This is a genomic window from Amycolatopsis kentuckyensis (genome assembly GCF_002155975.1).
Lineage (GTDB): Bacteria > Actinomycetota > Actinomycetes > Mycobacteriales > Pseudonocardiaceae > Amycolatopsis > Amycolatopsis kentuckyensis.
Genome location: NZ_MUMI01000223.1, coordinates 1 through 14,299, shown reverse-complemented (window position 1 = coordinate 14,299; position 14,299 = coordinate 1). Strand labels below are relative to the sequence as shown.

General features: G+C 71.8%; 14 protein-coding genes and 1 riboswitch. Of the genes, 12 read left to right on the top strand and 2 right to left on the bottom strand.

All coding sequences use genetic code 11. From position 1 onward, the window contains the following. Nucleotides 1–850: 850 nt before the first annotated feature. From clsA to trxA, 7 genes are all read left to right on the top strand, one after another. Nucleotides 851–1,465, top strand: a complete 615-nt coding sequence (gene clsA, locus CCN39_RS22035) for a cardiolipin synthase ClsA (protein ID WP_086844853.1) — start codon at nucleotides 851–853, stop codon at nucleotides 1,463–1,465. 93 nt (nucleotides 1,466–1,558) lie between these two features. After that, nucleotides 1,559–1,945 carry a glycine cleavage system protein GcvH gene (gene gcvH, locus CCN39_RS22030; protein WP_013226819.1) on the top strand — a complete coding sequence of 129 codons (387 nt, stop codon included), beginning with the start codon at nucleotides 1,559–1,561 and terminating at the stop codon, nucleotides 1,943–1,945. A gap of 114 nt (nucleotides 1,946–2,059) precedes the next feature. After that, nucleotides 2,060–2,524 carry a glycogen accumulation regulator GarA gene (gene garA / locus CCN39_RS22025; RefSeq protein WP_086844851.1) on the top strand — a complete coding sequence of 155 codons (465 nt, stop codon included), beginning with the start codon at nucleotides 2,060–2,062 and terminating at the stop codon, nucleotides 2,522–2,524. Then, the gene (gene ftsR / locus CCN39_RS22020) at nucleotides 2,521–3,267 is read left to right on the top strand and encodes a transcriptional regulator FtsR (RefSeq protein WP_208630310.1); all 747 of its coding nucleotides are present in this window, start codon (nucleotides 2,521–2,523) and stop codon (nucleotides 3,265–3,267) included. The genes garA and ftsR overlap by 4 nt, the downstream gene beginning before the upstream one ends. 216 nt (nucleotides 3,268–3,483) lie before the next feature. Further along, entirely contained in the window at nucleotides 3,484–3,957 is a 474-nt protein-coding gene (locus tag CCN39_RS22015) for a bifunctional nuclease family protein (protein ID WP_004559569.1), read from the top strand. 42 nt (nucleotides 3,958–3,999) lie between these two features. Continuing rightward, entirely contained in the window at nucleotides 4,000–4,395 is a 396-nt protein-coding gene (locus CCN39_RS22010) for a MerR family transcriptional regulator (RefSeq protein WP_086844849.1), read from the top strand. A gap of 11 nt (nucleotides 4,396–4,406) precedes the next feature. After that, on the top strand, nucleotides 4,407–4,751 hold the full coding sequence (trxA, locus tag CCN39_RS22005) for a thioredoxin (protein WP_086844847.1): 345 nt from the start codon (nucleotides 4,407–4,409) through the stop codon (nucleotides 4,749–4,751). Here the strand turns inward: trxA and CCN39_RS22000 are convergent. Beyond that, entirely contained in the window at nucleotides 4,732–5,364 is a 633-nt protein-coding gene (locus tag CCN39_RS22000) for a TetR/AcrR family transcriptional regulator (protein ID WP_086844845.1), read from the bottom strand. The genes trxA and CCN39_RS22000 overlap by 20 nt on opposite strands. A 281-nt stretch (nucleotides 5,365–5,645) precedes the next feature. Here CCN39_RS22000 and CCN39_RS21995 point away from each other — a divergent pair, with 281 nt between their 5' ends. The 4 genes from CCN39_RS21995 to CCN39_RS21980 all read left to right on the top strand — a co-directional run bounded on the left by CCN39_RS21995 (nucleotide 5,646) and on the right by CCN39_RS21980 (nucleotide 12,551). Then, on the top strand, nucleotides 5,646–6,224 hold the full coding sequence (locus tag CCN39_RS21995) for a MerR family transcriptional regulator (protein WP_086844843.1): 579 nt from the start codon (nucleotides 5,646–5,648) through the stop codon (nucleotides 6,222–6,224). Between the two features lie 42 nt (nucleotides 6,225–6,266). Then, nucleotides 6,267–6,365, top strand: a riboswitch (glycine riboswitch). Between the two features lie 170 nt (nucleotides 6,366–6,535). Then, on the top strand, nucleotides 6,536–9,439 hold the full coding sequence (gcvP, locus tag CCN39_RS21990; RefSeq protein WP_086844841.1) for an aminomethyl-transferring glycine dehydrogenase: 2,904 nt from the start codon (nucleotides 6,536–6,538) through the stop codon (nucleotides 9,437–9,439). Nucleotides 9,440–9,444: 5 nt separating this feature from the next. Then, nucleotides 9,445–10,380, top strand: coding sequence for an NAD-dependent epimerase/dehydratase family protein (locus tag CCN39_RS21985; RefSeq protein WP_167455142.1), 936 nt, complete (start codon nucleotides 9,445–9,447; stop codon nucleotides 10,378–10,380). Continuing rightward, nucleotides 10,377–12,551: a glycosyltransferase family 2 protein gene (locus tag CCN39_RS21980; protein WP_086844837.1), complete on the top strand. Its 2,175-nt coding sequence runs from the start codon at nucleotides 10,377–10,379 to the stop codon at nucleotides 12,549–12,551. The genes CCN39_RS21985 and CCN39_RS21980 overlap by 4 nt, the downstream gene beginning before the upstream one ends. On the opposite strand, the gene CCN39_RS21975 is transcribed toward CCN39_RS21980, so the two are convergent. Beyond that, nucleotides 12,481–12,978, bottom strand: a complete 498-nt coding sequence (locus CCN39_RS21975; RefSeq protein WP_086844835.1) for a GtrA family protein — start codon at nucleotides 12,976–12,978, stop codon at nucleotides 12,481–12,483. The genes CCN39_RS21980 and CCN39_RS21975 overlap by 71 nt on opposite strands. 139 nt (nucleotides 12,979–13,117) lie before the next feature. On the opposite strand from CCN39_RS21975, the gene CCN39_RS21970 reads away from it, so the two are divergent. Next, the gene (locus tag CCN39_RS21970; RefSeq protein WP_086844833.1) at nucleotides 13,118–14,272 is read left to right on the top strand and encodes an NAD-dependent epimerase/dehydratase family protein; all 1,155 of its coding nucleotides are present in this window, start codon (nucleotides 13,118–13,120) and stop codon (nucleotides 14,270–14,272) included. Nucleotides 14,273–14,299: the final 27 nt, after the last annotated feature.

The window sequence follows — 14,299 nt, the reverse complement described above, 5'->3', positions numbered from 1 at the left end:
CGTGGTCTGGTGCGGCGGACGCCCGTACGTCCTCGAGGGACGAGCCGGCCGGGCTCGTTGGATGGGCACCGATTACCGGGGGCGCCCCGAGTCGTTGAGCAGCGCCGAACTGCAGCGACGCGGGTGGAGCCACCGCCGCGCGAGCTGAGCGTGCCGCCGGGCTGCGCCGATGGGGTGGCCCGGCTGCGCTGTCCGGGTGGGCGCCGACCCGCCTGGTTCGGGCCGGCGGGGTGCATCGGGCGCCGACCTGGGGGGCAGGGCCGGGTCGCCTTGCCTCGCCAACCGCCCTGCGCCGCCGAGCGGCCCGGATGCCCGGCAGCCGAGCCTGCCGGGCGGCGCGGCTCGCACCGTGTGGGCTTGCCTCTGCGGCGGGCGGCCTGGCCGGTGGCGCGGAGTCGCCCGGTGCGCCGCGGACGGCCCGGCAGCCGAGTCGGCAAGCCTGCCACGCGGCGGCCCGGATGCCCCCGGTAGCCCGAGCTCACAAGCCCGCCGTACAGCGCGGCCGGGCCGCGCAAGCCGCCTCCGCAGCGGGCGGCCTGGCCGGTCGCGCGGAGTCACCCTGTGGGCCGCGGACGGCCCGGCAGCCGAGTCGGCAAGCCTGCCACGCGGCGGCCCGGATGCCCCCGGTAGCCCGAGCCCGCAAGCCCGCCGTACAGCGCGGCCGGGCCGCGCAAGCCGCCTCTGCGGCGGGTGGGCCTGGCCGGTGGCGCGCAGCCGCCCCGGTGCGCCGCGGATGGCCCCGCCGCCCGAGCCCGCAAGCCCGCCTCCACGCCAAGCCCTCCCGCCAAGCCGCCACCCCGGGCAACGCACCACCGGGCGACCCCGGCCCGTCCCGCTGTTTAATGGCCCCGTGAGCACAGCCGCCCCCGAACCCGCCGCTCAGGCTGCCGAACCGTCGCTGGTGCGGCAGGCGCTGAACGTCCCCAACATCCTCTCCCTGCTGCGGCTGGCCGGGGTGCCCGTCTTCCTCTGGCTGCTGCTCGGCCCCCGGGAAGACGGCTGGGCGCTCGCCCTGCTCGTCTTCAGCGCCCTGACCGACTGGCTCGACGGGAAGCTCGCCCGCTGGCTCAACCAGATGTCGCGGCTCGGGCAGCTGCTCGACCCCGCCGCCGACCGGCTCTACATCCTCGCCACCCTCGTCGCCTTCCTCGTGCGGGACATCGTCCCGTGGTGGGTCGTCGTGCCGCTCGTCCTCCGGGAAGCCGTGCTCGGCGTCTGCGTCCTCACCCTGCGGCGCCGGGGCTTCGCGCCGCCCGAGGTCACCTACCTCGGGAAGGGGGCCACCTTCGTCCTGATGTACGCCTTCCCGTTCCTGCTGCTCGCGCAGGGTGGCTCCGACGTCGCCGCCGTGGCGAGGCCGATCGGGTACGCCTTCACCATCTGGGGCGGCGTCCTCTACGTCTGGTCCGGCGTGCTCTACGTCGTCCAGGCGCGCAACGCCCTGCGAGGCGGGACCACCGAGTGAGCTTTCCCCGGGTCGTGGCGGGCGGCTGGGCCGTGTGGGTGTAAGACTTCGCCCAACACTTTTCGCCAGTGAGGGCATGAAAGGGGACCGGCGGTGTCCGCTCCTGAAGAGCTTCGCTACACCGAGGAACACGAGTGGGTCGCCACCCGCGGCGAGGACACCCTCGTGCGCGTCGGCATCACCGAGTACGCGCAGGACCAGCTCGGCGACGTCGTGTTCGTCGACCTGCCCGACGTCGGCAGGCAGGTGAGCGCGGGCGACGTCTTCGGCGAGGTCGAGTCGACCAAGAGCGTCTCCGAGCTGTTCGCGCCGGTCGACGGGGAGGTCGTGGCGGTCAACGACGCCGTCGCCGACTCGCCCGAGCTGATCAACAGCGACCCCTACGGCGAGGGCTGGCTGATCGAGATCCGGCTCGACGACCCGGCGGGCCTGGAAGCCCTGCTCGAAGCCGAGGCGTACGACGCGCTGACCAAGGGCTGAAGCCCGCTCCGCCGGTTCGGGGAGCCGGGGCTCGGAGAATCGATCAGGCACGGTACGTTGGCAGCTACACGTTCTTGAGTACTGGCAACACAGCATGTGTGGAGGAGAGCTCAGGTGAGCACGAACGACGGGCCCGGCGGCGTTCCCCCGGAGCAGTCTCCGGAGCGGACCTCTGTCTTCCGGGCCGACTTCCTGGCCGAAGCCGAAGGTCGCGAGCCCGCCCCGGAAGCCCCGGTCCAGGGTGTCGACGCCCTTCCCGCGGGTTCGGCGCTGCTGGTCGTGAAGCGCGGCCCCAACGCGGGTTCGCGGTTCCTGCTCGACCGCGACACCACCAGCGCCGGGCGGCACCCGGACAGCGACATCTTCCTCGACGACGTCACGGTCTCCCGCCGGCACGCCGAGTTCCGGCGTGAGGGCGGCGAGTTCGTCGTCATCGACGTCGGCAGCCTCAACGGCACCTACGTCAACCGCGAGCCGGTCGACCAGGCCGTGCTCGCCGGCGGCGACGAGGTGCAGATCGGGAAGTTCCGCCTGGTCTTCCTGACCGGCCCGGGGCACGGGGGCCAGGGGGCGCAGTGACGGCGGCCGGACGGCCACAGAACCACGGACTGAGCATCGGGGCGGTACTCGCGCAGCTGCGCGGTGACTTCCCCGATGTCACCATCTCCAAGATCCGGTTCCTCGAAGCGGAAGGCCTGGTGCAACCGGGCCGGACGCCTTCGGGCTACCGGCAGTTCGCCGCGGCGGACGTGGAGCGACTGAGGTTCGTCCTGGCCGCCCAGCGGGATCACTACCTCCCGTTGAAGGTCATCAAGGAACAGCTGGACGCGGCGGACTCGGGTGCCGGGCCTGCCGCGGCCCTGCCCCGCCCGCCGCGCCGGCTGGTCCCGATCGACGCACCGGCGGAGAACGTCGGCCTGCCCGTGGCGGCCGACTTCGCCGCCGGCAAAGAGCTGCGCCTGACCCAGGAGGAGCTCCTGGAGCAGGCCGGCATCGACGCGCCCGCGCTGGCCGAGCTGCAGCAGTACGGGCTGGTCCGGCCCGGCCCCGCCGGGTTCTTCGACCCGGACGCGGTGCTGGTCGCGCGCACGGTGAAGGCGATGACCGAATTCGGCATCGAACCGAGACACCTGCGTGCTTTCCGCGCCGCGGCCGACCGCGAGGTCGGGCTGCTGGAGCAGATCGTGACGCCGGTGTACCGGCACCGCGACCCGGAGGCCAAGTCCCGGGCCGACGAGGTGGTGCGGGAGCTCGCGGCACTGTCCGTGACCCTGCACACGCTCCTCGTGAAGGCGGGAATCCGCGGCGTCGCGGGATGTTGATCGATAACGGGGCAGTGAGATCCTCTTTGCGGTCCCATGTCAATGACTGAATGTTCGGCACCGCATGCCGTACCGTGAAGGCACGGGTTTGCGGCAGGCGAACCGAGAGAGTCCGGACAGCGAGCACAGCGCACGGATGACGGGTAGCGTCGGGAGTATGGGCGTGAAGCCGGTTCAGCGCTGCAGCCCGTGTGCACGAGAGGGAGGCGAAGCCCGATGAGCGAAATGCGCGTCGTCGGTGTGCGGGTCGAGCTGCCCGCGAATCAGCCGATCTTGTTGCTGCGGGAAACCGAGGGTGAGCGGTACCTGCCGATCTGGATCGGCTCGGTCGAAGCCACCGCCATCGCCTTGGAGCAGCAGGGGGTCCGCCCCGCCCGCCCGCTCACGCATGACCTGCTGAAAGAGGTCATCGGAGCGCTGGGCCGGGAGCTCGAGCAGGTCGTCATCACCGACCTGAAGGAGGGCACGTTCTTCGCGGAGCTCGTGTTCGACGGCGACATCCGGGTGTCCGCCCGGCCGAGCGACTCGGTCGCGCTGGCCCTGCGGATCGGGGTCCCCATCCACGCCGTGGATTCGGTGCTGGAGGAAGCCGGCCTCATCATCCCGGACGAGCAGGAAGACGAGGTCGAGAAGTTCCGCGAGTTCCTCGACTCCGTGTCGCCCGAAGACTTCCGCGGAGCGGACACGTGAGACCTTGCCTTGACGCGGACGTCAACGTCTAGCGTCGACGGCATGCGGATCGGAGAACTGGCGCAGCGCACGGGTGTCACCACCCGTGCGCTGCGTTTTTACGAGGACCAGGGCCTGCTGCGGGCCCGGCGCTCGGCCAACGGCTACCGCGAATACGGCGAGGACGACCTCCAGCTGGTCAAGGAGATCCAGACCCTCCAGACGGTCGGCCTGACGCTCGAGGAGACGCGCCCGTTCGTCGAATGCCTGCGCAGCGGCCACGAGACCGGCGATGCGTGCGCGAACTCCATCGAGGTCTACCGGCGCAAGCTCGAAGAAGCCGACGCCCTCCTCGCCCGGCTCGGTGGCATCCGCGCCGAACTGGCCGCGAAGCTCGCCGGTGCGCTCGCCCGGCAGGCGCCCGATCCGTGTGTCGTCCCCGGAGCGCCCCGCCCGTGAAGGAGCCTGCCATGTCCGAAAACGCCACCGTCGCCGATGTCACCGATGCGACCTTCGCCGAGGTCCTCGCCCACGACGTCCCCGTGCTCGTCGAGTTCTGGGCCACCTGGTGCGGCCCGTGCCGGATGGTCGGCCCGGTGCTCGCGCAACTGGCCGCCGAGCGGGAGGGCGAGCTCGCCGTCCGGAAGATCAACGCCGACGAGAACCCCGAGACCACCCGCTCCTACCAGGTCATGTCGCTGCCGACGATGATCCTCTTCCGCGGCGGCGAGCCGGTCGAGACGATCGTCGGCGCGTTCCCGAAGGCCCGCATCGAAGAGCGGCTCGACCGGGCCCTCACGGCGCCGTCGCTTTGACGAACGTGTCCGCCAGTTCGCGCCCGTACTTCTCCAGGTCCAGCGCCGGGTCGGCCGCGTAGGCCGCGGCGACGCCGTCGATGGACTGGGCGATCGCCATCGCCATCACCTCGGGCGTGAACCCGCCGAACACCCCCTCGGCCTGGCCCTGCCTGAGCTGGCGGGCCAGTCCGTGCACGCGCAGGTCGTCGACCAGCACCTTCGTCATCACCCAGCCGTCGGCGTCGTCGGCGTGGGCCGCCAGCTCGGTCAGCGCCCGGACGCACTCGGGGTAGGCGCGCAGGAACGCCACCGACGTCTCGATGTGCGCCCGCAGGTAGCCGGGCCGGTCGGCCGGGTCGAGGCCCCCGCCGGTGCGTTCGGTGAGGAACGCGCCCTTCGTCTCGACGACCGTGCTGAGCACGGCCTGCATCAGGCCGGCCTTGTTCGTGAAGTGGTACGAGATCAGCCGGGTGCTGCTGAGCCCGGCGCGCTCCTTGATCTTGGCGAAGGTCGTCCGGCGGTAGCCGAGGTCGGCCAGGACGCCGATGGTCGCGCCGATGATCTGCGCCCGGCGCGCGGCCTCGGTCGGGCTGAGGCCCATCTCGGCCATGAGGTCGGTGTTTACTTGCATGAGTAAAAAGTTACTCGGCTGAGTAAAATTTGTCCACCAGGTTTGGCCGGCCACGAGCGGGGGTACGGCGAACGGCTCAAAGGCTCAGCCGACCGTTGAGGCTTGCCGCGCGTCGCGTTGACCGGCACTGTCCGGGCGCTTACCGTCGAAGGAGGTAAATCGCCACGGTGTGATTCACGGTCTGGGGCCGGACCGTGGCGGTTGATCTCCGGCGGGTCCCGCTCCTGGGACTCCTCCGGCTGTCATTCGCCGGCCGCCTGGTCGGGCGAGGGGAGGCTTGCGTGGTCGAGGCTGGTTCCGAGAAGCAGCCTGTCGGGGTCGCGACTGGTGAGCAAGGGGAACTGTTCCCCGACAACTCGCTGCCCGACGAGCTGGTGGGGTACCGCGGTCCGGCGGCGTGCCAGATCGCCGGGATCACCTACCGCCAGCTCGACTACTGGGCCCGGACCAAACTGGTCGCGCCCAGCATCCGCACCGCGCACGGCTCCGGCTCGCAGCGGCTGTACTCCTTCAAGGACATCCTGGTCCTGAAGGTGGTCAAGCGGCTACTGGACACCGGGGTCTCGCTCCAGAACATCCGGGTCGCCGTCGACCACCTGCGGGTCCGCGGCGTCCGCGACCTGGCCCGGGTGACGCTGTTCTCCGACGGCACCACGGTGTACGAGTGCACGTCGCCGGAGGAGATCGTCGACCTGCTCCAGGGTGGCCAGGGCGTCTTCGGCATCGCGGTCAGCGGGGCGATGCAGGAAATCAGCGGTACCATCCACGAGTTCCCGGCCGAACGCGCCGACGGCGGCATCGTCGAGACGCACGAACCGGACGAACTCACCCAGCGCCGCAACGCCCGCAAGACCGGTTGATCACCGCTGCGGCGGACAGAGTAAAGTCCACCGTGCGGTCGACGAATCCGCGCGGGAGAGTCCGAGTCACACCTTGAGCTCGGCGCCGAAGGAGCAAGTCCTCCCCGGAACCTCTCAGGCACCCTGGACCGCGCGGACGAGACGCCTCTGGAAAGCGGGTCGTCAGGACACAGCCTGATGGCCCCGCCGACGGTGCAAGCCCGGCTCAACCTGCGGGCGAAACTCTCAGGCGCCCCTCGGGGTCAGACAGAGCGGGGAGGACCAGGACACCGCCGTCCCGGTCCACCCCCGCTGTCCCCAGGAGGCCATCCGTGGATCCGTCACTCGCCTCCCTCGAACAGGGCATTCCCTTCGCCGACCGGCACATCGGGCCCGGACCGGACGAACTCCGCCACATCCTCGACGTCATCGGCGTCGCCTCCCTCGACGAACTCGCCGAGCGGGCCGTGCCCGGCTCGCTGCACGAGTCCGCCCAGCCGCTCGAACTGCCGCCCGCCGCCTCCGAAGCCCAGGCCCTCGCCGAGCTCCGTGCGCTCGCCGGCCGCAACCGGCTGACCGCGTCGATGATCGGGCTCGGCTACCACGGCACCGTCACCCCGCCCGTCATCCGGCGCAACGTCCTCGAGAACCCGGCCTGGTACACCGCCTACACGCCCTACCAGCCGGAAATCTCCCAAGGGCGGCTGGAAGCGCTGCTCAACTTCCAGACCATGGTCGCGGACCTGACCGGCCTCCCGGTCGCCAACGCGTCCCTGCTCGACGAGGCCACCGCCGCCGCCGAGGCGATGACGCTGGTGCGCCGGGCCGGGCGCGCGACGTCGAATCGGTTCGTCGTCGACGAAGACACCCTGCCCCAGACCCTCGCGGTGCTGCGGACGCGGGCCGAACCGCTCGGCATCGAACTCGTCGTCGAGGACCTCTCCCAAGGACTGACCGGGCTCGGGCTCGGCGGCGACTTCTTCGGCGTGCTCCTGTCCTACCCCGGCGCGTCCGGCGCGGTCCGCGAGCTCGACCTCACCATCGCCGAGGCCAAGGAGCGCGGTGCGGCCGTGATCGTCGCCGCCGACCCCCTCGCCCTCACTCTGCTGCGGCCGCCCGGCGAGCTCGGCGCCGACGTCGCCGTCGGCTCGACCCAGCGGTTCGGCGTCCCGCTCGGCTTCGGCGGCCCGCACGCCGCCTACCTCGCCGTGCGCAACGGCCTGGAGCGGCAGCTGCCCGGCCGGCTGGTCGGCGTCTCGAAGGACGCCGACGGCACGCCCGCCTACCGGCTCGCCCTGCAGACGCGCGAGCAGCACATCCGCCGCGAGAAGGCGACGTCGAACATCTGCACCGCGCAGGTCCTCCTGGCCGTGATGGCGTCGATGTACGCGGTGTACCACGGGCCGGAGGGCCTGCGGTCGATCGCGCTGCGGGCGCACCGGATGGCCACCGTCCTGGCCGGCGGCCTCGCCGAGGGCGGCGTCGACGTCGTGCACGGCGAGTTCTTCGACACGGTCGTCGCGGCCGTGCCCGGCCGGGCGGACACGGTCGTCGCGGCGGCGCGTGACCTCGGCATCTCGCTGCGGCGGATCGACGACGACCACGTCGGCATCGCCTGCGACGAGACCACCACCCGCGAGCGGCTGTCCTGCGTGTGGAAGGCGTTCGGCGTCTCCGTGTCCGATGTGGACGGGCTCGACGCGGACACCGCGGACGGCCTCCCGGCCCCGCTGCGCCGCACGAGCGGGTACCTCACGCACCCGGTCTTCCACGCGCACCGCTCGGAAACCGCCATGCTCCGCTACCTGCGGCAGCTGGCCGACAAAGACGTCGCCCTCGACCGCAGCATGATCCCGCTGGGCTCGTGCACCATGAAGCTCAACGCCACCGCCGAGATGGAGCCGGTCACCTGGCCGGAGTTCGCCGGCCTGCACCCGTTCGCACCCGCCGAGGACGCCGCCGGGCTGCTGGACCTGGCCGCCGACCTGAGCGCCTGGCTCGCCCGGATCACCGGCTACGACGCGGTTTCCCTGCAACCCAACGCCGGCAGCCAGGGCGAGTTCGCAGGCCTGCTCGCCATCCGCGCCTACCACTGCTCCCGCGGCGAGCACGCGCGCGACGTCTGCCTGATCCCGGCCAGCGCGCACGGCACGAACGCGGCCAGCGCGGTGATGGCGGGCATGCGCGTGGCCGTCGTCCGCTGCGACGACGAGGGCAACATCGACCTCGCCCACCTGCGGTCCACAGTGGACGAGCACCGGGCCGACCTCGCCGCGATCATGCTCACGTACCCGTCGACGCACGGCGTCTACGAAGACACCGTCGGCGAGGTGTGCGCGGCGGTGCACGACGCGGGCGGGCAGGTGTACGTCGACGGCGCCAACCTGAACGCGCTGATCGGCGTGGCCCAGTACGGCCGCTTCGGCGCCGACGTCTCGCACCTCAACCTGCACAAGACGTTCTGCATCCCGCACGGCGGCGGCGGGCCCGGAGTCGGCCCGATCGGGGTCCGCGCGCACCTGGCGCCGTTCCTGCCGAACCACCCGCTGCAGCCGGCCGCCGGCCCGGCCACCGGCGTCGGCCCGGTCAGCGCGGCGCCGTGGGGAAGCGCGTCGATCCTGCCGATTTCGTGGGCGTACGTCCGGATGATGGGTGCCGAGGGCCTCCGCCGGGCGACGCTCGTCGCGGTGGCCAACGCCAACTACGTCGCCCGCCGCCTCGCCGGGCACTACCCGGTGCTCTACGCCGGCCACGAAGGCCTGGTGGCGCACGAATGCATCCTCGACCTCCGGCCCCTGACGAAGGCCACCGGCGTCACGGTCGACGACGTCGCGAAACGGCTGGCGGACTACGGGCTGCACGCGCCGACGATGTCGTTCCCGGTCGCGGGGACGCTGATGGTGGAGCCGACGGAGAGCGAAGACCTCGCCGAACTCGACCGCTTCTGCGCCGCGATGATCGCGATCCGCGCGGAGATCGACCGGGTGGCGGCGGGCGAATGGCCGCTCGAGGACTCACCGCTGCGCCAGGCGCCGCACACCGCCCGGTGTGTCACGGGCGACTGGGACCGGCCCTACAGCCGGGAGACGGCGGTGTTCCCGGCGGGAGCGGCCGCGGCGAAGATCTGGCCGCCGGTCCGGCGCATCGACGGCGCGGCGGGGGACCGGAACCTGGTCTGCTCCTGCCCGCCCCCGGAGGCCTTCGCGGACCGGTCACAGGAACGCGAGGTAGGTTGACGCCCATGGTGAGTGGGCACGGTCCTGATCGGACGTCCGTGGTCGTGACCGGCGGCAGCGGCTTCATCGGCCGGGCCGTCGTGCGCGCCCTCCACGACCGGGGCGTCCCGGTCACCGCCGTGGACCGGGTGCCCTTCCCCGAGGACCTGGCCGGCGTCCGCGCCGTCACCGGCGATCTCCGGGAGGCGGGCGTCCGCGAGGAAGCCGTGACCCGCGAGACCGCGGCCATCGTGCACCTCGCCGCGCTGACGTCGGTGCTGAAGTCCGTCGAGCTGCCCGAGGACACCTTCGCCGACAACGTCCTGGTCACCCAGGAACTCCTCGAACTCGCGCGCCGCCACGAGGTGCCGAAGTTCCTGCTCGCCTCGACCAACGCGGTGATCGGCAACGTCGGCTCCGCGACCATCACGCCGGACCTGCCGCTGCGGCCGCTCACGCCGTACGGCGCCACCAAGGCGGCGTGCGAAATGCTGCTGTCGGGCTACGCCGGGGCGTACGGCATGACGACGTGCGCGTTGCGGTTCACCAACGTCTACGGCCCGGGAATGTCCCACAAGGACAGTTTCGTGCCGCGGATGATGCGGGCCGCGCTGACCGGCAGCGGGGTCAAGGTCTACGGCGACGGGCGCCAGCGCCGCGACCTCGTGCACGTCGACGACGTCGTCCGCGCGGTCCTGCTGACCCTCGACAGCGGCTACTCCGGCCGCGCGATCGTCGGTGCCGGGCGTTCGGTGTCCGTGCTGGAGATGGTCGAGGCCGTGCGCGAGGTGACCGGCGCCGAGCTGCCGGTCGACCACGTCGAGGCCCCGGCCGGGGAGATGCCCGCGGTCGTCGTCGACGTGTCGGCGAGCGCGGAGACCATCGGCTACCGGCCGGAGGTCTCGCTGACCGACGGCCTCGCGACGGCGTGGAAGTACTTCTCCGGCCTCGCCACGCCGTGAACGGGTTTCTCCGCCGCCACTGGCTGCTGCTCCTGCTCCTCGTCCCGGCGATCACGCTCCGGGTGCTGACCTGGCTGGCCTACCGGCCCGCGCTGCTGTTCATCGATTCGTTCCGCTACCTCGACAACCTGCACGCCCTGCGCGCCGACCAGCTCGACCCGATCGGCTACGACCTCGTGCTGCGCCCGCTGCTCGCCGTCGGCGGGCTCGCGTGGGTCGCGGCCGTCCAGCACGTCGGGGGCGTGCTCATCGCGATCGGCGTCTACGGGCTGGTGCTGCGGCTGGGCGGCCGCCCGTGGGTCGGCGCCCTCGCCGCGGCCCCGGTGCTGCTCGACGCCTACCAGCTGCAGATCGAGCAGAACATCATGTCCGAGGTGACGTTCGAGGCCGTCCTCCTCGGGCTCCTCTGGCTGCTGCTGGGCCGGGGCACCCCCGGCTGGAAACGGGCCGGCGCGGCGGGCCTGCTGCTCGGCTTCGGCGTGCTGACCCGGCTGATCGGGATCTCGCTCGCCCTTCCGCTGCTGGTTTTCCTCGTCGTGGCCGGGGGAGCGTGGCGGCAGTGGGCGGGCTGGCGCCGGGCCGGCGTCGGCCTCCTGGGCCTGCTCGCGGTTCTGGTGCCGTACTCGGCGCGGGTGCACGCGGAGACCGGGAAGTGGGGCCTGAGCGGACCTTCGGGGAACATGCTCTACGGCCGCACCGCCGCCGTCGCCGACTGCGCGAACCTCCACCTCGCCCCGCAGCTGCAGGTGTTCTGTCCGGCCGAGCCGCGCGAGACGCGGCTCGTCGACAACTACACTCACGCCGACCTCGACCCGAACTGGCCCGGCCCGCTGCCGCCCGGCGCGGACAAGGCCGCACTGGCACACCAATTCGCGATCGAAGTCCTCAAGGCACAGCCCGGCGACGTCGCCGAAGCGGTCCTGGACGACTTCGCCAAGAGCTTCGCCTGGACCCGCGAGCAGGACCCCACCGACGTCCCCCTGGACCGGTGGCAGTTCCAGCTGAGCTACCCGCAGTGGGCCGACCAGTCCCTGATCGACCTGGTCACGCGGCAGAACGACGGGGTCGTCGCGAGCGTCGACCAGCCCTTGGCCGAGATCCTCCGCGACTACCAGCTCGGCGGCGGGTACGTCCCGGGCGCGGTCCTCGGCATCGGCGCCCTCCTCGGCCTGCTGACGGTGTTCCGGCGCAAGCAGCCCCTGGACCGGGCCCGGGCCGGCGCGCTGTTCGCGGCGTCGAGCGGGCTCCTGCTGCTGTTCGCCTCGGCGGTGTTCCTGTTCTCCTGGCGCTACCAGATCCCGGCGCTCGTGCTGCTGCCGGTCGCCGGGGCACTCGGCTTCACGACCCTGACTTCGGCGAGCCGGAAGCGGCTGGCCGCCTTCCCCGACGACGTCGACTCCGGCGCCCTCGCCGACTTCCGCGGCCGCCATCCGGAGCTGGAGCTGGCGCCGCTGACCGTCGTCATCGCCGCCTACAACGAAGCCGGCGGCATCGGCGAAGTCCTGGAGAAGATGCCCGACGAGTGCCTCGGCATGCCGGTGGACGTCCTCGTCGTGGTCGACGGCGGAACCGACGACACCGCCGCGATCGCCGAGGCGCACGGGGCCTACGTCTGCGTCGCGCCGCGCAACCGCGGCCAGGGCGCCGCGCTGCGGCTGGGCTACCACCTGGCCGCGGAGTCCGGCGCCGAGTACGTCGTGACGACCGACGCCGACGGCCAGTACGACAACAGCGAGCTCGAGGCGCTCGTCCGCCCGGTCGTCGACGGCACGGCGGACTTCGTCACCGGCTCGCGGCGGCTCGGGCACGAGGAGGCCGACAGCCGCGTCCGGTGGCTGGGCGTGCGCGTGTTCGCGGTGCTGGCGTCGGTGCTCACGGCCCGGCGGATCACCGACACGTCGTTCGGCTTCCGCGCCATGCAGGCGGACCTGGCCTGCTCGGTCCCGCTGAACGAGCCGCAGTACCAGTCGTCGGAGCTGCTGCTCGGCGTCACCGCGCGCGGCGCCCGGGTCACCGAGCTGCCGATGAGCATGCGGCTGCGCAAGGCGGGCAAGAGCAAGAAGGGCGGCAGCCTCGTCTACGGCGCGAACTACGCCCGGGTCATGACCGGGACGTGGTGGCGGGGGTACGTGCTGCGCCGCGGCCGAACACGAACCGGTCGAGCAGCGTGAACTTGACGACGAACACCAGCGCGTAGCTCGCGACGTACGCGCCGTCGACGAGCACGACCCACCAGAAGTGCGGCAGGGCCAGGGGGGTCAGCAGCGAGCCGGCGAGGGTGGTCAGGCCGATCGACGCCAGCCCGCCGAGCCCGATCACCCCGAGGTAGGGCAGCAGTTCGCGCCGGACGCGCGGCCGCCCGGTGCGGCCCCACACCCAGCGCCGCGTGACCAGGAAGTTCAGCACCGCGCCGGCCGCCCAGGCCAGCGTGCTCGCCAGGGCCGCGGCCCCGCCGGTCGCGAGGACGGCGAGCAGCACGACCTGGCTGAGGACCGTGGCGGCGACCGACGTCGTCGCGGCGCGCGCCAGCCGGGCCCAGCCGCGGCGGCGGGTCTTCTCCGCCATGCGAGGCCGCACGCCGTTGGTTACGGTCGTCATGCCCCCATCCTCCCCGTGGGCCGGTCGCGCCGCCGTCCGACCCCCTCATGCATAGGAGATTCACAGGTCATTGCCAGGTCTTCATCAGCACGTGATCTATAGCGTTCGTGTGGCGTAAACGAGCAGGAAAGGCGGCACAATGCGTGTGCTGGTTCTCGGCGGTGACGGATATCTGGGCTGGCCGACCGCGCTGCACTTATCGGACAAAGGTCACGAGGTGGCCGTTCTCGACAATTTCGCGCGGCGCGGGTACGACGCCGAGCTCGGCGTCGAGAGCCTGGTTCCGATCGAGTCCCTCGCCGACCGCATCGCCACCTGGCGCGAGGTCTCCGGCCGGACGATCACCAGCTACGAAGGCGACCTCCTCGACGCGGAGTTCCTGTTCGCGGCGGTGCGTGACTTCGCGCCGGACGCCGTCGTCCACTACGCCGAGCAACGGTCGGCCCCCTATTCCATGATCGACCGCGAACACGCGGTGTACACCCAGCACAACAATGTGGTCGGGAACCTGAACCTGCTGTATGCGATCGCGGAGATCAATCCGGCGATCCACCTGGTCAAACTGGGCACGATGGGCGAATACGGCACGCCGAACATCGACATCGAAGAAGGCTGGCTGGAGCTCGAGCACAACGGCCGCTCCGACCGCGTGCTGTTCCCGAAACGGCCGGGTTCCTTCTACCACCTGACGAAGGTCCACGATTCGCACAACATCGAATTCACCTGCCGCGCGTGGGGCCTGCGCGCGACGGACCTCAACCAGGGCGTGGTGTACGGCCAGCAGACCCCGCAGACGGCGCTGGACCCGCGCCTGGCGACCCGCTTCGACTACGACGCGGTGTTCGGCACGGTGCTCAACCGGTTCGTCATCCAGGCGGTGCTGGGCCAGCCGCTGACCGTGTACGGCAAGGGCGCGCAGACCCGCGGCCTGATCGACATCCGCGACACCGTGGAGTGCATCCGCCTGGCCGTCGAGCACCCGGCCGAGCCGGGGGAGTTCCGCGTGTTCAACCAGATGACCGAAAGCATGTCGGTGGCCGACATCGCCGCGCTGGTGGCCGACCGGTTCCCCGGCCCGGTGCAGATCGAGCAGCTGGAGAACCCGCGCACCGAGGCGCCGGAGCACTACTACAACGTGAAGCACACCGGGCTGGTCGGACTGGGGCTGGAGCCGCACCTGCTGTCGGACACGCTGATCGAGTCGATGTTCGACATCGTGGGGGCGAACAAGCACCGGGTGAACCCGGAGAAGCTGCGCCCGACGGTCCGCTGGCGGGGCGCGCTGAAGGCCTAGCTTCGCCGGGGGGCTCCCGCGCGGGAG